Origin of the sequence: Planococcus maitriensis, assembly GCF_003289925.1 — a bacterium.
Classification (GTDB): domain Bacteria; phylum Bacillota; class Bacilli; order Bacillales_A; family Planococcaceae; genus Planococcus; species Planococcus maitriensis.
The window spans coordinates 212,270-231,956 of record NZ_QLZQ01000001.1; the positions used below are offsets into that span (position 1 = coordinate 212,270).

The window sequence follows — 19,687 nt, forward strand, 5'->3', positions numbered from 1 at the left end:
GAAATGAAGACGATGTGGCGGAATGCAGGGCGATATTTTCTTATGGCGATGGTTGCGGGAAGCGCAGCTTTTCAACTGGGAGAGCAGCAAGCCGAAGCGGCAGAAGGCGAACTTGAAATCGGGGCAGCGCAATTGATGGAAGGACAGCGCCAAGCCTTCCATTCGCATCTTTCCAGTTCGCTGCTATTTATGGACAGGGGCTTTTTAGGTGGTGAACCGGATGATTTCTATCCTGCGTCCCATATTGCCTTTGCGCCTGGGAGCGACGAGTCGGAGATGAACTTTTCATGGTATTCACCGAGCACAACGCGTGCCGGGCAGGTGCAATACGCAAAAGTGCCTTCCGGAGCTGAAGATTTTCCGGAAAATGCGGCGGTGACGGTCAATGCATCGTTAAAAAAAGCAACGTACGGTTATTCTGCCCATGAAGCGGTGATCACCCAGCTCGAAGATGAATCGGATTATATGTACCGTCTGGGGGATGGGCGCGGCAATTGGACTCAAGCTTTTCATTTCAAGACACAAGATCCATCGTCCTATGAATTCGTGATGGTCGCCGATCCGCAAATCGGGGCATCGGGTGACATTGCGGAAGATCAAAGAGGCTGGGAAAGGACTTTGCGCCAAGCAATCGACCGCAGCCCGGATTCAAGCTTCATCCTGTCGGCAGGCGACCAGGTGGATGCCCGCTATTCAGAAAAAGAATATGCGGCCTATTTTGCGCCTGGGCCGCTGCGCAATTATCCGACGGCGACTACCATAGGCAACCATGACGATACCTACCATTACGCCTATCATTTCAATGTGCCGAATGAAAACTGGGAGTTGGGAAATTATGATAATTCGGGCGGGAATTATTATTTCTCATATGGGGATACCTTGTTCATGAACTTGAACTCCAACAGCCAGAATCCGGAAGAGCATATTCAGTTCATGGAAGAAACGGCTGAAGCGATGGAGGAAAAGGAATGGAAGTGGAAAATCCTCGTCTTCCATCACTCGATCTATAGCGCCGCCGCCCACTCGCAAAGTGAGATGGTGCTGAACCTGCGGGAGGAACTCGTGCCGGCGATCGACAAGATCGGCTTTGACGCGGTACTGATGGGACATGACCATTCCTATGTAAGAACGTATCAGATGGAAAACTTCCAGCCGCTGAAAAATCATATGATGCAAGGCGACGTGCCGGTCAATCCCGAAGGCACCTTGTATATCACCGGCAGTACAGCGAGCGGCAGCAAGTACTATGGCATGCAGGCTGAACGGGAGCCGTATTCGGCGGTCCGTGAACAATGGGGCGTGCCGACTTACATGAACATCCAAGTGGAGCCGACGCGCCTGCGTTTTGAGACTTACCGGACGGATACCGATGAATTGGTCGACGAGTACGAAATCATCAAAGATCCGTCCATTGAAACAGTCGTGCCCGCGCTTGAGAAAGTGGAACTTGAAGCGAGCAGCACCGTGCTGGCTACGGAAGAGAATTCCTTCTACCCGGCAGTGGATTTGAAGCTTAAAGGCGAAAACGTCGAAGGCGGGCAATATGATATTTCGCCCGAATCGGTCACATACCGCACAAGCGATGGCGATATTCAAGTAAAGGACGGGAAAGTAGTGGCTGCAGAAGGTGCGGATCCAGGGAAAGTGGAAGTGTTTGCGGAAGTAAAAGACGGCGACAAAATCTGGGAAAGCAAGGCAATTGAATTCGAATTGGTGGAACATGAAGAAACCCGGCTGCTCGATGCGGGCAGTGAATGGCGCTATCTCGACGATGGCAGCGACCAGAAAAAAGACTGGATTGAAGCCGGTTTCGATGATAGTGATTGGGCGCAAGGCGCTGGCCCGTTAGGCTTCCCGGAAGATGAAGAACGGCCGGAATTCGGTCCTGTCGAAACGCTCGTCGGCTTTGGCGGGGATGAGACCGAAAAAATCGCTTTGACATATTTCAGAACGGAATTTGAAGTGGAAAACGCGGAAGAAATCGGCAATCTCGGCTATGTGGACTTCGGGGTCGATGATGCGGTCATCCTGTATTTGAATGGAAAAGAAATCATGCGCTTCAATATGCCGGAGACAGGCGAATTCGGTTTCGAGGATTACCAGGAAGCGGTAAGCGATGAAGATGTCGGCAGCGAAGACCGGATTGAGCGCATCTACTTGGATGAAGAGGCACTCGCCCATCTGAAAGAAGGCGAGAACGTACTGGCTGCACAAGTGCACCAGGACGACCGCTTCAGTTCCGACTTGTATTGGGACATGGAAATGGTGGTTAATAAAAAATAAAAAAAGAAGGCGTGATGGTGGTGCACCCTAGAAGTTAGAGTTCAAATCTAACTTTAAGGGGCCACTGCCGATGCCTTCTTTTTCTATGCCTGTTTAGCGAAAATGCCCAATTTCTCGATTCGTCCGATCGCTTCTGCAATGCGCTGTTCATCGACCAATAGCCCGACCCTGACGAAGCCTTCGCCGCCAGCGCCGAACCCGCTTCCCGCGGCCACGGCAATATCCGCCCGGTCGAGCAAGTAATCGGAGAACTCGACGCTCGTGAAGCCTTCCGGAACGGGCAGCCAGGCAAAGAACGAACCCTTAGGCGCTTCCACGTTCCAGCCGATCCGGCGGCATTCATCAACCAATACTTGGCGCCTTTTTTCGTACAATTCGACCAATTCGCCGACGCATGCTTGGCTGGCATTGAGTGCTTCAGCCGCAGCGAGCTGGACAGCTGGGAAGATCCCGGCAAACAAATGGTCCTGGATCAAATTCAAGGCTTCGATCATCTTGGAATTGCCGACCGCAAAACCGATGCGCCAGCCGGCCATATTATAAGTTTTCGACAAGGTATACATTTCGATCCCGACTTCCTTGGCGCCTTCTGACTGCAGGAAACTGACCGGTTTTTGCCCATCAAACCCGATGCCGCCATAGGCGAAGTCATGCACTACCGCAAGATCGTTTTCCTTGGCGAACTGGACGGTCTCGTCAAAGAACGCCTGGTTCGCTGTAGCGCCGGTCGGGTTGTTCGGGTAATTCAAATACATGAGTTTGGCGCGCTTGCGGATGGACTCTGACACTGCGTCATAGTTCGGTAAATAGCCATTTGCCTGCTCAAGCTCCATCAAATCAAGTTCGATGTCGGCAAGCGGGGCGCCGGACAAGTAATCCGGATAGCCGGGGTCGGGGAGTAGAAGCGAATCGCCCGGGTCAAGAAGGGCGATCGGCAATTCGACAAAGCCGATTTTCGTGCCCGACATGATGGCGACTTCAAGGTCCGGGTCGATATCGACATTGTATTCCCGTTTATAGAAATCCGCGGCGGCCTGGCGCAAAGTGCCAAGCCCGCGAAAAGGCGAATAGCGGTGTGTCTTCGGGTCTGCCACTGCTTCCTGAAGCGCTTTGACGATATGCGGCGGTGTCGGCTGGTCAGGATTCCCCTGGCCCAGGTTGATGACATCACGCCCTTCATCGGCGGCTTTCGAAACTTTCGCGACAAGCGCGGCAAAAAATTGATCCGGAAGGTTAGTTAAGCGATTTGAAAAATCCATGGAATCCTCCTTGTTTTCTAAATAATTGCACATCTATACCAAATCTTATAGAGTTTAAACTAAACTGTCTACAGGGGGAGAGAACATGAAGATCGCTTGTGTGCAGATGGATATCGCTTTCGGGGACCCCGAAACGAATTTTCAGCGCGTAAAAGAATACTTGGAAGAAGCGGCAGAAAACGGTGCAGAGCTCATTGTCCTGCCGGAAATGTGGAACACGGGTTATGCCTTGACCGAGCTGGATACACTCGCGGACGGGAATGGCCGGACTGCCGCCTTCCTGAAACAATCCGCTAAAGAGCATGGCGTCCATATCGTCGGGGGATCGGTGTCGACGAAGAAAAAGGACGGTTTCTACAATACGATGTATGTAGTCGACAACACGGGCGCACTCGTTTCGGAATACGATAAAGCGCATCGCTTCGGCTTGATGGACGAGCATATCCACCTCGAGGAAGGCCAGTCGCTCGGCACGTTCAAGATGGGCGGCGAGACCTATGGCGGCGTCATCTGCTACGACATCCGCTTTCCGGAATGGCTGCGGGCACAAGTGCTGAACGGGGCGAAAGCCATCTTCGTTCCTGCGGAATGGCCGGCTGCGCGCATCGATCATTGGCGCATCCTGCTGCAGGCGCGCGCAATCGAGAACCAATGCTTCATCATCGCCGCAAACCGCATCGGCAGCGATCCGAAAAATGAGTTCGGCGGCCATTCGATGGTCATCGCGCCGTGGGGAGAAGTGCGGATGGACATGGGCCAGGAACCAGGCATCGGCTACATCGACATCGATCTTGCGGAAGTAGAGGAAGTGCGGGGCCGCATCCCCGTCTTCGATGACCGCCGCGTGCCATTGTACAAAAAGTTTGAAAAATCGCATTGACAATCCTGGACCCATGCAGGTAATATTGAAAACAACCAAATACGCACGCTTATCAAGAGAGACTGAGGGTAAGGCCCTATGACGTCCGGCAACCCCCATCCATTGGGAAGGTGCCAAGTCCTGCAGAATGGAATCCATTCTGAAAGATAAGTCGGAATTCTAATTTTCGATGTCTCTTTTTGATAAAAGAGGCATTTTTTATTTGCCTGGGGGAGTGGACAGCATGATTCAAATCGAACAACTGAGCAAAACTTATCAAACCAAGCACGGCACGGTAAAAGGCGTCGATGATGTCACCTTGGAAGTGAAGACGGGTGAAATCTTCGGCATCGTCGGTTATTCCGGCGCCGGAAAAAGTTCCCTCATCCGCTGCATCAATTTACTTGAGCGGCCAACGTCAGGCACCGTGAAAGTGGGCGGCCAGGATTTGACGAAGCTGCGTGGCGACGGCTTGCGGAAAGCGCGGCTCAAAATCGGCATGATCTTCCAGCATTTCTATTTGATCAGCCAAAAGACTGTCGCGGAGAATATTTCATTCGCCCTTCGTGCAGCAGGCACACCGAGCAAGAAAATCGGCCCGCGCGTCGATGAACTGCTCGAAATGGTGGGCTTGTCGGACAAACGGGGTGTCTATCCGGCCCAGCTGAGCGGCGGGCAGAAGCAGCGCGTCGGCATCGCCCGGGCCCTTGCCAATGAACCGGCTGTCCTATTATGTGACGAAGCGACATCCGCTCTCGACCCGAATACGACTTTATCAATCTTGCGCTTATTGAAAGACATTAACCGCAAGCTCAATATCACGATTGTATTGATTACGCACGAGATGAACGTCGTCAAGGAAATCTGCGACCGGATGGCGGTCATGCAAGCCGGCCGCGTCATCGAAGAAGGCCGTGTCTACGATACCTTCGCCGACCCGAAGACCGCGTTGACGAAGGAATTCATCTCGAGCGTCGTGTCGTTCAATGTGCCGGAAGAAATCCTGGGGAAATGCGATGGCACGATCGTCAAAGTATTATTCAAAGGCGAGGTCGCCGGGGAAGGCATCATTTCCGATATGCTGCAAAGCTATCCGGTCAAAGGGAATTTCCTGCACGGGGCGATCGAATACATCCAGGAATTGCCGCTCGGCATTTTTGTCATGGAACTAAAAGGCGGCCAAGCAGAAGTGAGTCAAGCGATTCACTATCTGGAGCAGCGTGAAGCGATTGTGGAGGTGATGGACCATGGGAATTGAGTGGGGAAGAATCATTGAGTTATGGCCGGAAATCCAGGTGGCGTTTTACCAGACCTTGATCATGATCGGCATCTCGCTTGGCGTTGCGCTTGTCATCGGTTTGCCGCTCGGCATTTTATTGTTCATCACAGACCGCGGCTTGTTCTGGGAAAATCGCCCGGTCAATTCCGTCATCGGATTTGTCGTCAATATCGTCCGGTCGATTCCGTTCATCATTTTGCTCGTCGCGCTCATCCCGCTGACGCAATTGATTACCGGCACGACCATCGGGCCTGTCGCAGCGAGCGTTTCCTTGTCGGTGGCGGCGATTCCGTTTTTCGCGCGCATTGTGGAAACGGCGCTGCGGGATATCGATAAAGGCGTCATCGAAGCGGCGATCGCGGTCGGTGCGACGCCTTGGATGATCATCAAAGATGTGCTGTTGCCGGAAGCGAAAGCGAGCCTGATCCAAGGCATTACGCTGACGGTCATCAGCCTCATCGCCTATTCCGCGATGGCGGGCGTCGTCGGGGGCGGCGGCATCGGCGATTTGGCGATCCGCTTCGGCTATTACCGATATGATAATACGATCATGATCGTGACAGTCGTCATTTTGATCGTGCTCGTCCAATTGATTCAACAGGCCGGCGACTTTACAGCCAAAAAACTCGATAAACGATAAGGGGAGAAGGACATGAAGAAACTTACATGGATATTGGCAGCGAGCGCGCTGGCACTGGCCGCATGCGGCGGAGAAGAAGCGGATACCGGAACGACGGAAGGCGGCGAAGCGTCGAAAGACATCAAGCTCGGTGCGACAGCCGGCCCTTATAGCGACATGCTGAACGAAGCGATCGTGCCTGCACTTGAAGAAAAAGGCTATACGGTCGAGACGATTGAATTCAGCGATTATATCCAGCCGAATAATGCGCTGAACAACGGGGAAATCGATGCGAACTTGTTCCAGCACACGGTGTACTTGGAGAACTTCGAAACAGAAAACGATATGGATTTGAGCGCATTGATCACGGTCCCGACCGCGCCGATGGGCATCTACTCCAATGAATTCGATTCACTGGATGCGGTATCCGACGGGGCGACCATCGCGATTCCGAACGATCCCGTCAACGGTGCACGTGCATTATTGATGCTGCAGGACGAAGGGTTGGTCGAACTTGACCCGGAAGCGGAAGTGCTCCAGGCGTCTGAACGCGATGTAACGGAAAATCCGAAGAACTTGGTGTTCCAGCCGATTGAAGCGGGGCAATTGCCGCGTGCGGTTGAAGGCACGGACCTTGCAGCCGTTCCGGGAAACTTCGCGCTCGCAGCGGATATGGACCTGCTTGATGCGTTGGCGCTCGAGAACATGCCGGACCAGTACCGCAATGTCGTAGCCGTTACAGCCGAAAATGAAGACAGTGAACTCGCGGCGGATTTGGTCGAGATCGTCGAGTCGGAAGAATTTGAAACGGTCATCGATGAGCAATTCGAAGGCTTCGGAAAACCGGAGTGGATGGCTGAATAATCGGAGAGCCCAGCCGGAGAGATTTTTCTCCGGCTGTTTTTTTATGTGAAATACCATTGTGACGCGCTTTTCAGGCTTTTTCCTTGCCCTGCCCGTTTCCTGCTGAAATAATAGGGAAAGTGAATTTCAACAGGCTGCTGCAAACAAAGCTGCAGCTAAGGGTTCTTTGGAGAAAGGGAGAGGATTATGGAAGCTAACAGGCACGTCCTGACTTACGGCGACGCGTTTGTCGACTATATCGCAACGACCAAAAACAATGATCTATTCGATCTATATCTCGGGGGCGCCACCGTCAACGTCTCGGCCGGCGTCAGCCGCCTCGGAGTACCGTCGGCATTCATCACGATCACCGGCGACGATGAGATTTCGGACTTTTTCTGCCAGGCGCTGCGGGCGGAAGGTGTCGATTTGTCACATTCAATCAAACATCCTGAAAAGCGCATCAGTGGGGTATACATTCATTTAACGGAAACGAACGACCGCGTCTTCGCTTCCTATGATAATGAAACGCCTGATTTGCAAGTGAAGGCTGGCGAGTTGGCGGGAGAAGCGTTCGAATCCGCGAGCCTGTTCCATTTTTGCTCAGGGACGCTGTTTCACCCGGAAGCGCGTGAAACGACGGCCCAGGCTTTGGAATTGGCCAAGTCTCACGGCGTAATTTGTTCGTATGACGTCAATATCCGGCCGCTGCGCTGGGAAAGTGAAGAGTTGTGCCGTCAGACCGTCCTGCGCTTTTTGCCGCAGGCGGATATCCTGAAACTGACCGTCGAAGAATTATTATTCCTCATGGAAGCTGATTCGCTGGAAGCAGGAATCGAGCGCCTGAAGGCTTACGGGCTTCCTGTCGTTTTCGTCACGGATGGTGAGCATGGCACGCACGCGGTATTCAAAGACGAGACGGTCCATGTACCGGTCGTGCCGGTCAAGCCTGTAGATACGACGGGCGCCGGCGATGCATTCATGGCAGGCATCATCCGCCATGTCCATTTGAACGGCATGCCGGAAGACCGGGAAGAACTGATTGCTTGCGCTGGATTCGGCAATAAGCTGGGGGCGCTTTGTGCAACGCGGGCGGGAGCCATCACAGCGATGCCTCGAAGCGAAGATATGGAAGACTGGGAATAGAAGAGGAGGAAACAGCAATGGCTTTGCATAGTTTTCATTTAACGGCAGACTGGCCCGGCAACCGAAATGATGTCGGGACAATCGAATCGGGGAATTTAAAGACGCAAGTCTCGATTCCACCCGAAATGGATGGCCCAGGGGTCGGCACCAATCCCGACGAGATGCTGCTGGGGGCGGCAGCGACCTGCTATATCATCACGCTTGCGGCGATGATGGAGCGCAGCAAGCTGGCGAAAGAGTCGCTGACGATGGAATCGGAAGGAATCGTGGAAGTAGAAAATGGCGTCATCACTTATAAAAAAATCATCCACCGCCCGAAAGTCGTCTTGCCGGCAGCGGCAGGGGAGAAGGAATTCAAACTGGCCCGCAAACTCGCGGAAAAAGCGGAATCTTCCTGCATGATCACGCGCGCCATCCAAGGCAATGTCGCAGTCGAACTGGAAGCCGATATTACAAAAGCATAACGACAAGCCCTGATTTCCATTTTGGAGAACAGGGTTTTTTATTTGGGAAATGGTGTTTTTAGATGATTCTAAGAATTTTTTCTTCCGGACGTTTCGGGATATGGTAGACTACATCTAATGAAAAATGGGCTATACAGGGGACGGGTGACATGAAAAAACTATCGCTGCAGACAAAAATCATCCTGTTGACGACTTCGCTTGTGCTGTTGACGACAGTGGTGTTCGGCGGGATTTTGAGCTATCAGGAAATTGCGGAAATCAAAGAGAACATCGGCCAGCGGGCACAGGAAACGGCGATCGGCATTTCGGCCATGCCGACGATCGTCGAGGCGATGGATGATGAGGAGCCGGCACTGCAAATCCAGCCCCTCGCTGAATATTTGCGCAAGCAGGTGGGCGCAGAGTTCATCGTCATCGGCAATAGGGAGAGCATCCGATATTCGCATCCGGATCCCGACAAAATCGGCAAAAGAATGGTCGGGGGTGATAATGAGCGCGCTCTCCAAGATGGCAAAGTCTATGTGTCCGAAGCATTCGGCTCGCTCGGCAGAAGCCTGCGCGGCAAAGCGCCGATCTATGATGGCGACGGGCGGGTCATCGGTGTGGTGTCAGTAGGGTATATGATCGAAGATATTGAAGCGATCATTTTCGGCAATATCATGGACGTGATGTCATTGGCGTTATTGACGCTCGTCATCGGGATACTTGGCAGCATATTGCTCGCGAGGAATATCCGGAAAGATACGCTGGGGCTCGAACCCCGTGAAATCGCCCGTTTGTATCAGGACCGGGAAGCTTTGCTGTCATCGATTATCGAAGGGGTCATCGCCATCGATAAAGACGGCCGCATCACCGAACTGAACAGTTCCGCAGAAAAGATGCTTGCCATGGACCAAAGTTTTCTGCACACTCCGGCGGATGATATCCTGCCGGAACTTAGGATGGGCGAAACCTTGAAAACGGGGAATTCCTGGAAGAATAAAGAAATCCTCATTGGCGGCATTGTTTTTATCGTCAACCAAAAGCTGATTTGGGCAGAAGGGGAAATGGCCGGTGCCGTTTCGACATTCCGTGAAAAAACGGAAGTGCAGGAAGTGCTGGAAACCCTGTCGGAAATCCGCCAATACTCCGAAAGCCTGCGGGCGCAAACGCATGAATACGCCAATAAACTCTACGCCATATCCGGGCTTCTGCAATTGGAGGAAACCGAAGAAGCGGTCCGGCTGATCCAGCAAGAGACGAATCATCATGAAAAACAGACGAAGCATACGCTGAATCATATCGAAGATAAGAAAGTCCAGGCGATCCTGCTTGGCAAAATGGGGAAAGCTTCCGAAGCGAAAGTCGAGCTGTCAGTGGACGAAAACAGCTCGCTCGCCAAATTGCCTGCTCATGTCGATATTTCCAAAGTCATTCACATTGTCGGGAATTTGATCGACAATGCCATCGAGGAAGTCGAATCGTGCGACCGGAAAGAAGTGTCTTTCTTCATCACCGACATCGGCAACGACTTGGTCATTGAAGTGCAGGACAGCGGGCGCGGCATCGAAACCGGCAACCTCGATCAATTCTTCACGCAAGGATTCTCCACGAAACTGGAAAAAGCGGATAGGGGCTACGGCTTGGCGATCGTCAAACAAGCGGTCGAAGATTTGGCGGGCTGGATCGAGGTGGATTCCACGCCGCAGCGCGGGACGATATTCAGCGTCTTTATCCCGAAAAAAACGATGGAGGTGGCATAATGCTGCGGGTAGTGATTGCAGAAGATGATTTCCGTGTCGCGCAAGTGCACGAGAAATTTTTAGCGAAGATTGAACAAGTGGAACTGGCAGCGAAAGCGAAAGATTGCGCAGAGACGCTGGCGGCGGTCAAGCTAGAGCGTCCGGATTTGGTGCTATTGGATAATTACATGCCGGATGGGCTAGGTATTGAGCTGATCGATGAGTTAAGGAAAGAAAGCCCGGAGACCGACATCATCCTCGTGTCGGCAGCGAACGAGCGGGAGTATATCGAAACGGCACTGCGCAAAGGGGTAAAAGGCATCATCATCAAGCCTGCCGAGCTTGGCCAGTTCACTGCGACCATCGAAAAATACCGGAAAGACAGGGAAAAGCTGGCAAGCCAAGAAACCATCGGCCAGGAGTATTTGGATGAACTGTTCGGCGTCAAGGCCGTCAAAAAAGAAGCGCCAGCGGTCAAGGGCATCGACCCGCTGACGATGCAGAAAGTGCAGAAATTGTTGGCGCAGTACGAAGATGGGGTAACAGCCGAGAAAATGGGCGAAGAGATGGGCGCTTCCCGCACGACCGCCAGGCGCTATCTGGAATATTTGGTGTCGACGGACGATTGCTACGCTGAGCTCGGTTACGGGATTGTCGGAAGGCCGGAACGGAAATACTTCGTTAAATGAAAGAGAACCGGTGCTGCGTTCTGGCAGACATACCTCTCTAGATTTTTCAAAAAAGCAACTTCCCTGTATAGGGGAGTTGCTTTTTTGCGTGGTCGTTTCGTTTTCGGCAATCAGTCGGTGCGGCATTCGAAATGGGTCATTTGCCAACCGCTTTTTTCGATTTCGGGAAATCCGCCCAGATCATAGCAACGATCAGCCGCTTCGGTCACTTCTACATAGCTGAAATAGCTTTGTGCGGTAATTGCGATCCCGATGGCAAGAAATAATGTGATGCCGAGCACAAAGGCCGCCATGCCGGGAGTAATGGCTGTGATGCGTTTCATTTTCAGCCTCCTCAATATTCATTCAATACTATATATACCCTAGCACAATTCCCTTCTGTTTCCTATAAATGAAATATCAGTAAAATACCAACTTCCTGGTGAACTTTATGAACAAAATGTTCAAAAAATCCTTTATACAGCTTATTTTGTAAACGGTTACATTCTGAAAATTCGCAGTTATACTTCAACACATAAGAAAACTACTTGAACTGAGGGGGAAATAACATGAAGAAAACGATTTTTGCAAGCGTCTTGACGATGAGCGCTTTGGCATTCGCGGGTTGCGGATCCGACGATACGGCTAATACAGGGGGAGAAGGCGGAAGCTTCGAACCATCGAAAACAATTGAAATGGTAGCACCGGCAGGATCAGGCGGCGGCTGGGATACGACAGCCCGCGAAGTTGCCCGTGTATTCGGCGAAACGGGAATCATCGATGAGAACATGACCGTCATCAACCGTGAAGGCGGCGGCGGGGCAATTGGCTGGGCTTATGTCCACGGTAAAGAAGGCGACGCCCACAGCATGTTCGTCGCTTCACCGCCATTGATGTTCGTGCCGCTCAACGGCCAATCGGAACACGGCCATGAAGACTTTACGCCGCTTGCCAACATGATTGCCGACTACGGCGCGTTTGCTGTCCGTGAAGATAGCGAATTCGAAGATTTGAACGACCTATTCGACCAGATGAAAGATGATCCGGAAAGCGTCACTGTTATCGGCACATCCGCTCCAGGAAGCATGGACCATATGCAATTTGTCCGCATCGCCAAAGCGGCAGGCGTTGACCCGACAAAGATCAAATACGTTTCTGACCAGGAAGGCGGCGCTTTGACAGCGGTTCTCAACGGTTCAGTCGATGTCTTCTCCACAGGTGTCGGCGAAACGATCGAACAAGTGCGTGCGGGCAATATCAAGGTTCTGGGTGTAACGGCGGAAGAACGCATGGAAGGGGAAGTGCTTTCCGAATTCCCGACAGCGATCGAGCAGGGCATCGATGAAAGCTTCGTCAACTGGCGCGGATTCTTCGGGCCTCCAGGCATGGACCAGGCAGCAGTCGATTATTATGAAGCTAAATTCCAGGAATTGAGTGAATCCGAAGAGTTTGCAGAAGTCCGCGAGAAGTACGGCTGGAACGAAATGTACATGGGCAGTGAAGAATATAACGAATTCCTCGAAGGCGAGAAAGAAGAAATTGCCGCATTGCTCGAGGAAATCGGATTAGGCCAATAATACAATTACTTAATAAAAGAAATTACAGCTGCCTAAGCAGTTCAAAAGTAAAAAAGTCAACAAGTGAAACCGGATCTTTGGCATTCGGTTTCTCTCTTTTCAGTTAAAAGGAGGCGTTTCGTTTGCTAGCAAGCATAAATCGGAAATTAGGGCTGCTGCTTTTCATTGTTGCGGCCGTCTATCTATATTTAAGTTTTCAATTGCCCAATTATGAATATGCCCCGATCGATGCGGATGTCATTCCGAAGGGCTTGGGCATCTTGTTATTGGTGCTGTCCGTTTTCCTGTTCTTTTCCCGTGTAGCGGAAACGGATGCGGAAAAGGCGAAGCGCAATATCCCGAAAAAAGAACTGGGGGTCATTGCCGCAGTATTCGCCATGATTTTTGTCTATATTCTATTGTTTGAAACGATCGGCTTCATCATCACGACGGCATTGTTCATTTTCTTCTGTTCGTGGTTTTTAGGTTATAGAGCATGGAAGACAAATATATTGGTCTCTCTTCTGTTCCCGATTGTTATGTATGCTATTTTCGTTTTCGCGCTGGGGATCGTATTGCCGCGCGGCATCTTGCCATTTTAAGGAGGGAGCTTCCATATGGATGCATTTCAAGGTCTAATGACCGGTTTTCAAGTTGCCTTAAGTCTAGAAGGGATTATGTTCGTGCTGATCGGCGTTGTCGTCGGTACCTTGATCGGGATGATGCCAGGGCTTGGCCCGATCAGCGCCATCGCGATCATGATCCCGATTACATACGGGATGGATCCGGCACCGGCACTCGTCATGATGGCGGGCGTCTATTACGGGGCCGTGTTCGGGGGGTCGACTTCTTCGATCCTGTTGAATGCACCGGGAATTTCGGGTACTGTCGCTACAGCTTTCGACGGCTATCCAATGGCCCAGCAAGGAAAGGCCGGAAAGGCGTTGGCCATTGCGGCGATTTCTTCATTCGTCGGAGGCACCGTCTCGGTTGTCATGCTGATGTTGCTCGCTCCAGCACTCTCAAGTGTAGCGATTTCGTTCGGGCCGCCAGCTTATTTCGCTTTGATGTTCATGGGCCTAACCGCGATATCCAGTCTTTCTGAAGGCTCGACGATCAAAGCGATGATTGCAGCGGTCGCAGGTTTCATGGTCGTTACGATCGGCATCGACCCCCAGACAGGGACACAGCGTTTCACATTCGGGAACGTCAACCTGTTCGACGGGTTCGACTTTTTGATCATCGCACTCGGCCTCTTTGCAGTCGCTGAAGTCTGCATGCTTATCCTGAACCGGAAAAACCGCAGCTTAAGCGACGACCAGAAACTGGGTAGCCTGAAACTGTCCAAGGCGGACTTGAAAGAAATGAGCGGGCCAGTCAGCCGCCAGTCGTTCGTCGGCTTCTTGCTCGGCGTCTTGCCGGGGGCAGGGGCGACAATCGCTTCTTTCATCAGTTATATTTTCGAAAAACGGATCGCTAAAAATCCTGAAGAATTCGGGAAAGGTTCCGTCAAAGGGCTCGCAGCACCGGAAAGCTCCAATAACGCCGCGACAAGCGGCGCGTTCGTCCCGCTGTTGAGCTTGGGTATTCCAGGTTCGGGGACGACGGCTGTCATGTTGGGCGCGTTCCTGGTGCTAGGCGTACAACCTGGTCCGCTGTTGATGACCGACCGCCCGGAAATCTTCTGGGGCATCATCGCTTCGATGTATCTCGGGAACGTCTTCCTGTTGATCTTGAACTTGCCACTGATTCCATATTTGGCAAAAATCTTGAGCATTCCGCGCCCTTTGCTCATTTCACTCGTCATCATGTTCAGTTTGATCGGGGTCTATTCGATCAGCTTCAACGTCTTTGACCTATACATGCTGCTGGTATTCGGCGCATTAGGATTTGCGATGCGGATCTTTTCATTCCCCGCACCGCCTTTCATCCTGGCCTTTATCCTTGGCGGCATGATGGAGCAGGCTTTCCGCCAATCCATGACCATCTCCAATGGCAGCTTGAGCATTTTTGTCGATAGCCCATTGCCGCTATCCCTGCTCTTGGTCGCACTCGTTTCACTATTGGTTCCGGCATTCCTGAAATGGAGAAGCAATAGGCTGGCATATAAACAACGTTAAGGGGTGGGAAAGTGAGAAACTCTAAGCTAGTGCCGCGTATTCTTGCTTTTCTGCTGGCCGCCGCATTCGCCCTCTTATGGGCGTTCGGTTTATTGGATGCTTATACGGATGACCAGAAACTGACGCTGTTATTGCTTGGCATCGCCATCGGTTTGTGGACGGTAAGCGCCATGCCGCTCGCTGCTTCGAGTCTTCTGGTGCTTGGCCTGCTGCTGCTTTTCCGTTTGACGGAGGAGCCGGAGCAGGCTTTTGCCGGTTTTCTGTCGGATGCGCTTTATTTCATCCTGGCGCTGACCTTGATTTCCAAAGTGCTGGTAAAAGCGAAAGCCGATCAAGTATTTGTCGGCGTACTATTGAAAATGAGCAAAGGAAAAGTCCAGCGGCTGTTGGTCGGCTTGCCGCTATTGATCGTCTTTTTGCCGATCCTGCTGCCTTCCGCTGTCGCCAGGTTCCGCATTCTTGAGCCGATCATCGAGCAAGTGAACGACCGTTTCGCGCTCGGCAAGAGAAGCCTGTTCCGCCAGTTCAGCTTTTATGTCATCGGCATGATGAACCAGAACTCGACGATGATTGTCTTCACGGGCGGTGGGTTCCCGATTCTCGCGGCTCAATTGCTGAGTGATTTCGGGGGTATCCAAATCTCCTGGCTCGGCTGGTTCGTTCGCATTGCACCGGCGCTTTGGCTGTCGCTGCTGTTGGTCAGTTTCGGTGTCTGGTTCTTTTTCAAACGGCACAGCGGTATAGGGCTTCAGATGGAACAGATGGAATTCACGCCTGCCGCCCGCTTGCCGGAACGTTTCTGGTGGGTGATCATCCCGTTTTTCGCCATGATCATCAGCTGGATCGTCATCGATCAGGAACAGATTCCGCTCATCGTGGCGCCTTTCCTGCTGCTTGCCTATTATGCATTGCCGGTGAACGGGCTAGTCGATGACCGGCTCGTCCGGGATTACGATTGGGAAACTTTCCTATTGCTCGGAGCTTCCTTTTCGCTCGGCTATTTAATAGAAGAAAACGGAACGGCGGGTGTGCTGGCAAGCCAATTAATCCAATTGCTGCCGCCGGGGGTGGGGCAGGCGGGAAATATTATATTTGTCGCTTTTCTCATCTTCATCTTACGCTTTCTGTTTGTCGTGCCTTCCACTTCGATGATTGTCATTTTTCCGATCATCGTCAGTTTTGCAGAAATATTAAGTTTATCGATTTTGCCGATGGCGTTTTTATTGATCATGATCATCGGGGGCGTCACCATCTTGCCGATCCATTCCCCCACTACTTTTTTGGCTTTTCAAAAAGGGGCATTTTCCCAGCGCGAACAATTGCTCGTGGGCGGTTTTTCGAGTGCGGTAATGACGGGAATCGCCATTCTTTTTGCCATTTTCATCTGGTGATGAAGAGGGCGCGCAAATAGTAAGGCCAGCCTTTAAAAATAAAGGCTGGCCTTTTTTTCTGTGAAGGGCCGGTATGTCTAGCTGAATGAATAGGGGGTAGGGTAATGCTAGAAGCGTTTTAAACAAGAGGAGGCAGAAAAATGTTCGATTATACAGTGACTACGAGTAAATCTGTAGAAGAAGCAGTGGCATCACTCGAGGAAAACTTGAAAGAAGAGAAGTTCGGCGTCTTATGGAATTTTGATTTGACGGCAAAGCTCCAGGAGAAGGGACAGGACTTCGACACCCCGTATAAGATCCTGGAAGTATGCAACCCGAAAGAAGCGAATACGGTACTCTCTGAAAACTTGATGGTCGGCTATTTCCTGCCATGTAAAATTGTCGTCTATAAAGAAGGGGAAGAAACGAAGATCGGCATGCCGAAGCCAACATCGTTGATCGGCATGGCAGAGGATGGCGGCAAGTTGAATGAAGTGGCTGCAGATATCGAAAACCGCCTGATCGGCTGTATCGACCGGACCGCCTAGGCTTCAAAACTATTAAATGGAGGGATTTTCTCATGGCAATCAAATTTACATCTGCTGAAGAAATTGCAGAGAAAGTGATGAACAATGAATCTGTTGCCATTCTCGATGTCCGCAGTAAAGAAGATGTGGAGAATTGGCATGTAGAAGGCAGCAATGTCGAGCTGCATAATATTCCGTTCAATAAAATAGAAGAAAGCAGTGAAGAAATCGGCAAGCTGCCGAAAGAAAAACCGTTGTACACGATGTGCGCGAAAGGCAATACTTCGAAGAAAGCGGCCGAATATCTGCAGAATCAAGGCTTTGAAAACGTCATTTCGATTGAAGGCGGGATGGCATCCTGGAGCGAGCAGCTGGAACCGGTGAAAATCGGGGACTTGAAGAGCGGGGGCGCCATCTATCAATTTGTCCGTGTCGGCAAGGGCTGTTTGTCTTACTTGGTCGAATCGGATGGCGAAGCGGCACGAATGACCGAACCGTATGAAAACTTCGCAAAAGAGCATTCGGCGAAAATCACTCATGTGTTGGATACCCATCTCCATGCCGACCACATTTCGGGAGGCAGAAAACTGGCCGAACAATTCGGCGCACAGTACCATTTGCCACCGGAAGACGCAGATGAAGTGGTATTCGGTTATGAACCAGTTGAAGACGGAACAACCGTGGAAGTAGGAAAAGCCAAGATCAAGGCATTCTATTCGCCTGGCCATACGATCGGCAGCACCTCATTTATCGTCGACGATGAATACTTGCTGACAGGCGATATTTTGTTCATTGAATCAATCGGCCGTCCGGACCTTGCAGGGAAAGCGACAGATTGGGCAGAAGACCTGCATGAAACCCTTTATGGACGCTACGATAATTTGCCGAAAGAACTGATCGTTTTGCCTGCCCATTATGCCGACATCAAAGAAATGAACGAGGACGGCAGTGTCCACAAGAAACTCAGTGAGCTGTACAAGCAAAACGAAGGGCTCAATATTGATGATGAAGAACGCTTCATCAAGCGGGTGACGGAAAACTTGAAAGAGCAACCGAACGCCTATGAAGATATCCGTAAAACGAACATGGGGAAAATCACCCCGTCGGAAGACGAGCAAAAAGAAATGGAAACCGGCCCGAACAACTGCGCAGTCTAAGCAGTGCCGGCTATATAAAGGTCCCCGCTGTATTGGCGGGGACTTTCCGTGTTAAACTAACATCAGGCAAAGCGAAAAATACCCAGTGAGTTTTTCGTTTGACATTATACCCTAAGGGGTATATTATTGAACATAACAACTTCAATATATATTTTGAACAGGAGGCTTGTCTGATGGAATACGATAAAAAGATTGAAAACCGCCTCAAGCGGATCGAAGGCCAATTGCGCGGCGTCATCAAAATGGTCGAAGCAGACGGTGAATGCCGTGATGTAGTGACCCAGCTTTCGGCAGTGAGAAGCGCAGTGGACCGGACGATCGGAGTCATTGTCAGTGAAAACCTGCAATCTTGTGTGCGCGACAGTCTGCAAAAAGGCGAAAATACAGAAGACGTCGTGAAAGAAGCGGTCGAGCTTCTCGTAAAAAGCCGATAAGGCAGTATAAAAGAAAAAAGAAGTTTGCTGTTGACATAGTAGAATAGATGCTTTAATATACCCTATAGGGTATTAGAAAGAGTGCGGCGCCACTATAAAACGTTCTTTTTTTTGGAATAAAATATACCCATAGGGGTAATTATTGGAGGGATTTACAGAATGGCAGAACAAAAGAAGACAACAATCGTACTTTTCAGCGGAGACTATGACAAAGCAATGGCCGCTTACATCATAGCAAACGGAGCAGCGGCTTATGATCACGAAGTTACCATTTTCCATACGTTCTGGGGATTGAACGCATTGCGCAAAGAAAATCCGCCAGCCATCAAAAAAGGCCGTCTCGAAACGATGTTCTCGAAAATGATGCCGCGCGGAGCCGATAAGCTTGGGCTTTCCAATATGCAATTCGGGGGCATGGGCCCGAAACTGATCAAGCAAGTCATGAAAAAGCATAACGCAATGCCTTTGCCGGACCTGATCGAGATGGCGCAGGAGCAAGACATTAAATTGGTTGCCTGCACGATGACAATGGATCTTCTCGGCTTGCAAAAAGAAGAGCTCTTGGATGAAATCGAATACGCTGGCGTAGCTGCTTATCTTGGCGACGCAGAAGACGGCAACGTCAACTTGTTTATCTAACTCCCAAACGTGGAAAGGATGAAGAATAAATGGAATGGTTGCTATGGATTGCAGTCGGGATCATTGCCTATTTCGCGATCTCCCGCTTTACTGCCCCGACTAAAGGAATCAAGACGATGTCCACTGACGAACTGAAACCTGCACTCGGCAAGAAGGACAAGCAGTATATCGATGTCCGGACGCCTGCAGAGTTCAAGGCTAACCATATTAAGGGCTTCAAGAACATTCCATTGAATGATTTGCCGAAGCGTGTAAATGAATTGTCGAAGGACAAAGAAACGCTGGTCATCTGCCAAAGCGGCATGCGCAGCAGCAGAGCGAGCCAATTATTGAAGAAAAACGGGTTTACCAATATAGTGAATATCAGAGGCGGAATGAGCAGTTACCGCGGATAATTTGAGGAGGAATTTAACATGAAAAGCATGACTACACAAGAAGTTCAGGAATACATCAAAAACAACCCCGAGGCATCGCTGATCGATGTGCGCGAAACGGAAGAAGTCGCTGCAGGAAAAATTCCTGGAGCTGAGCACATTCCATTAGGCTTGTTGGAATTCCGTTTGCAGGATATCGATAAATCAAAAGAGCATATCATGGTCTGCCGTTCGGGCAACCGCAGTGGACAGGCGACCCGCTTTCTTGAAGACCGCGGCTATAACGTCATCAATATGGACGGCGGGATGTTGGACTGGGAAGGCGACACCGAGTAATCTTCAGCCGCAGGCACTGATTTATAAAAGGAG

General features: G+C 51.0%; 21 protein-coding genes and 1 riboswitch. Of the genes, 19 read left to right on the plus strand and 2 right to left on the minus strand.

From position 1 onward, the window contains the following. Positions 1–3: 3 nt before the first annotated feature. Entirely contained in the window at positions 4–2,283 is a 2,280-nt protein-coding gene (locus DP119_RS01030) for a purple acid phosphatase family protein (protein WP_112230064.1), read from the plus strand. An 83-nt stretch (positions 2,284–2,366) separates the two neighbouring features. Here DP119_RS01030 and DP119_RS01035 read toward each other — a convergent pair whose 3' ends face one another. Further along, the gene (locus DP119_RS01035) at positions 2,367–3,542 is read right to left on the minus strand and encodes a pyridoxal phosphate-dependent aminotransferase (protein ID WP_112230066.1); all 1,176 of its coding nucleotides are present in this window, start codon (positions 3,540–3,542) and stop codon (positions 2,367–2,369) included. 85 nt (positions 3,543–3,627) lie between these two features. On the opposite strand from DP119_RS01035, the gene DP119_RS01040 reads away from it, so the two are divergent. The 8 genes from DP119_RS01040 to DP119_RS01075 all read left to right on the plus strand — a co-directional run bounded on the left by DP119_RS01040 (position 3,628) and on the right by DP119_RS01075 (position 11,162). Beyond that, positions 3,628–4,422 (plus strand): carbon-nitrogen family hydrolase, encoded by a 795-nt coding sequence (locus DP119_RS01040; RefSeq protein WP_112230068.1) that lies wholly within the window; start codon positions 3,628–3,630, stop codon positions 4,420–4,422. A 46-nt stretch (positions 4,423–4,468) separates the two neighbouring features. Next, a riboswitch (SAM riboswitch) is annotated at positions 4,469–4,575 on the plus strand. A gap of 70 nt (positions 4,576–4,645) precedes the next feature. Further along, positions 4,646–5,659: a methionine ABC transporter ATP-binding protein gene (locus DP119_RS01045; protein ID WP_112230070.1), complete on the plus strand. Its 1,014-nt coding sequence runs from the start codon at positions 4,646–4,648 to the stop codon at positions 5,657–5,659. Continuing rightward, entirely contained in the window at positions 5,649–6,320 is a 672-nt protein-coding gene (locus tag DP119_RS01050) for a methionine ABC transporter permease (protein WP_101191632.1), read from the plus strand. The genes DP119_RS01045 and DP119_RS01050 overlap by 11 nt, the downstream gene beginning before the upstream one ends. A 12-nt stretch (positions 6,321–6,332) precedes the next feature. Next, positions 6,333–7,163, plus strand: a complete 831-nt coding sequence (locus DP119_RS01055; protein WP_112230072.1) for a MetQ/NlpA family ABC transporter substrate-binding protein — start codon at positions 6,333–6,335, stop codon at positions 7,161–7,163. Between the two features lie 186 nt (positions 7,164–7,349). Continuing rightward, on the plus strand, positions 7,350–8,288 hold the full coding sequence (locus DP119_RS01060) for a carbohydrate kinase family protein (protein ID WP_112230074.1): 939 nt from the start codon (positions 7,350–7,352) through the stop codon (positions 8,286–8,288). A 17-nt stretch (positions 8,289–8,305) separates the two neighbouring features. Further along, entirely contained in the window at positions 8,306–8,752 is a 447-nt protein-coding gene (locus DP119_RS01065) for an OsmC family protein (RefSeq protein WP_112230076.1), read from the plus strand. 149 nt (positions 8,753–8,901) lie between these two features. Next, entirely contained in the window at positions 8,902–10,494 is a 1,593-nt protein-coding gene (locus DP119_RS01070) for an ATP-binding protein (protein ID WP_112230078.1), read from the plus strand. Beyond that, the gene (locus DP119_RS01075) at positions 10,494–11,162 is read left to right on the plus strand and encodes a response regulator (RefSeq protein ID WP_112230080.1); all 669 of its coding nucleotides are present in this window, start codon (positions 10,494–10,496) and stop codon (positions 11,160–11,162) included. The genes DP119_RS01070 and DP119_RS01075 overlap by 1 nt, the downstream gene beginning before the upstream one ends. 110 nt (positions 11,163–11,272) lie before the next feature. On the opposite strand, the gene DP119_RS01080 is transcribed toward DP119_RS01075, so the two are convergent. Next, a complete protein-coding gene (locus tag DP119_RS01080) occupies positions 11,273–11,485 on the minus strand; it encodes a hypothetical protein (protein ID WP_112230082.1) in 213 nt (70 codons plus the stop codon). 225 nt (positions 11,486–11,710) lie between these two features. Between DP119_RS01080 and DP119_RS01085 the strand changes: the two genes are divergently transcribed. From DP119_RS01085 to DP119_RS01130, 10 genes are all read left to right on the plus strand, one after another. Continuing rightward, complete coding sequence (locus DP119_RS01085) at positions 11,711–12,718, plus strand: tripartite tricarboxylate transporter substrate binding protein (protein WP_112230084.1); 1,008 nt, start codon at positions 11,711–11,713, stop codon at positions 12,716–12,718. Positions 12,719–12,840: 122 nt separating this feature from the next. After that, positions 12,841–13,299, plus strand: a complete 459-nt coding sequence (locus tag DP119_RS01090; RefSeq protein WP_112230086.1) for a tripartite tricarboxylate transporter TctB family protein — start codon at positions 12,841–12,843, stop codon at positions 13,297–13,299. A 15-nt stretch (positions 13,300–13,314) separates the two neighbouring features. Next, positions 13,315–14,817, plus strand: coding sequence for a tripartite tricarboxylate transporter permease (locus tag DP119_RS01095; RefSeq protein ID WP_112230089.1), 1,503 nt, complete (start codon positions 13,315–13,317; stop codon positions 14,815–14,817). An 11-nt stretch (positions 14,818–14,828) separates the two neighbouring features. After that, positions 14,829–16,208: an SLC13 family permease gene (locus tag DP119_RS01100; RefSeq protein WP_112230091.1), complete on the plus strand. Its 1,380-nt coding sequence runs from the start codon at positions 14,829–14,831 to the stop codon at positions 16,206–16,208. A gap of 140 nt (positions 16,209–16,348) precedes the next feature. Then, positions 16,349–16,735, plus strand: coding sequence for a DUF302 domain-containing protein (locus tag DP119_RS01105; protein WP_112230093.1), 387 nt, complete (start codon positions 16,349–16,351; stop codon positions 16,733–16,735). 32 nt (positions 16,736–16,767) lie between these two features. Continuing rightward, on the plus strand, positions 16,768–17,871 hold the full coding sequence (locus DP119_RS01110; RefSeq protein ID WP_112230095.1) for an MBL fold metallo-hydrolase: 1,104 nt from the start codon (positions 16,768–16,770) through the stop codon (positions 17,869–17,871). 173 nt (positions 17,872–18,044) lie between these two features. Beyond that, a complete protein-coding gene (locus tag DP119_RS01115) occupies positions 18,045–18,305 on the plus strand; it encodes a metal-sensitive transcriptional regulator (protein WP_068870429.1) in 261 nt (86 codons plus the stop codon). A gap of 159 nt (positions 18,306–18,464) precedes the next feature. Continuing rightward, a complete protein-coding gene (locus tag DP119_RS01120; RefSeq protein ID WP_112230097.1) occupies positions 18,465–18,944 on the plus strand; it encodes a DsrE/DsrF/DrsH-like family protein in 480 nt (159 codons plus the stop codon). A gap of 29 nt (positions 18,945–18,973) precedes the next feature. Beyond that, positions 18,974–19,339, plus strand: a complete 366-nt coding sequence (locus tag DP119_RS01125) for a rhodanese-like domain-containing protein (RefSeq protein WP_112230099.1) — start codon at positions 18,974–18,976, stop codon at positions 19,337–19,339. 18 nt (positions 19,340–19,357) lie between these two features. After that, positions 19,358–19,654: a rhodanese-like domain-containing protein gene (locus tag DP119_RS01130; RefSeq protein WP_068870424.1), complete on the plus strand. Its 297-nt coding sequence runs from the start codon at positions 19,358–19,360 to the stop codon at positions 19,652–19,654. Positions 19,655–19,687 lie beyond the last annotated feature (33 nt).

What these genes read in the sequence shown, in the direction of transcription:
- DP119_RS01030 (WP_112230064.1), top strand. Translation starts at nt 4, where the DNA reads ATGAAGACGATGTGGCGGAATGCAGGGCGATATTTTCTTATGGCGATG.
- DP119_RS01035 (WP_112230066.1), bottom strand. Translation starts at nt 3,542, where the DNA reads ATGGATTTTTCAAATCGCTTAACTAACCTTCCGGATCAATTTTTTGCC.
- DP119_RS01040 (WP_112230068.1), top strand. Translation starts at nt 3,628, where the DNA reads ATGAAGATCGCTTGTGTGCAGATGGATATCGCTTTCGGGGACCCCGAA.
- DP119_RS01045 (WP_112230070.1), top strand. Translation starts at nt 4,646, where the DNA reads ATGATTCAAATCGAACAACTGAGCAAAACTTATCAAACCAAGCACGGC.
- DP119_RS01050 (WP_101191632.1), top strand. Translation starts at nt 5,649, where the DNA reads ATGGGAATTGAGTGGGGAAGAATCATTGAGTTATGGCCGGAAATCCAG.
- DP119_RS01055 (WP_112230072.1), top strand. Translation starts at nt 6,333, where the DNA reads ATGAAGAAACTTACATGGATATTGGCAGCGAGCGCGCTGGCACTGGCC.
- DP119_RS01060 (WP_112230074.1), top strand. Translation starts at nt 7,350, where the DNA reads ATGGAAGCTAACAGGCACGTCCTGACTTACGGCGACGCGTTTGTCGAC.
- DP119_RS01065 (WP_112230076.1), top strand. Translation starts at nt 8,306, where the DNA reads ATGGCTTTGCATAGTTTTCATTTAACGGCAGACTGGCCCGGCAACCGA.
- DP119_RS01070 (WP_112230078.1), top strand. Translation starts at nt 8,902, where the DNA reads ATGAAAAAACTATCGCTGCAGACAAAAATCATCCTGTTGACGACTTCG.
- DP119_RS01075 (WP_112230080.1), top strand. Translation starts at nt 10,494, where the DNA reads ATGCTGCGGGTAGTGATTGCAGAAGATGATTTCCGTGTCGCGCAAGTG.
- DP119_RS01080 (WP_112230082.1), bottom strand. Translation starts at nt 11,485, where the DNA reads ATGAAACGCATCACAGCCATTACTCCCGGCATGGCGGCCTTTGTGCTC.
- DP119_RS01085 (WP_112230084.1), top strand. Translation starts at nt 11,711, where the DNA reads ATGAAGAAAACGATTTTTGCAAGCGTCTTGACGATGAGCGCTTTGGCA.
- DP119_RS01095 (WP_112230089.1), top strand. Translation starts at nt 13,315, where the DNA reads ATGGATGCATTTCAAGGTCTAATGACCGGTTTTCAAGTTGCCTTAAGT.
- DP119_RS01105 (WP_112230093.1), top strand. Translation starts at nt 16,349, where the DNA reads ATGTTCGATTATACAGTGACTACGAGTAAATCTGTAGAAGAAGCAGTG.
- DP119_RS01110 (WP_112230095.1), top strand. Translation starts at nt 16,768, where the DNA reads ATGGCAATCAAATTTACATCTGCTGAAGAAATTGCAGAGAAAGTGATG.
- DP119_RS01115 (WP_068870429.1), top strand. Translation starts at nt 18,045, where the DNA reads ATGGAATACGATAAAAAGATTGAAAACCGCCTCAAGCGGATCGAAGGC.
- DP119_RS01120 (WP_112230097.1), top strand. Translation starts at nt 18,465, where the DNA reads ATGGCAGAACAAAAGAAGACAACAATCGTACTTTTCAGCGGAGACTAT.
- DP119_RS01125 (WP_112230099.1), top strand. Translation starts at nt 18,974, where the DNA reads ATGGAATGGTTGCTATGGATTGCAGTCGGGATCATTGCCTATTTCGCG.
- DP119_RS01130 (WP_068870424.1), top strand. Translation starts at nt 19,358, where the DNA reads ATGAAAAGCATGACTACACAAGAAGTTCAGGAATACATCAAAAACAAC.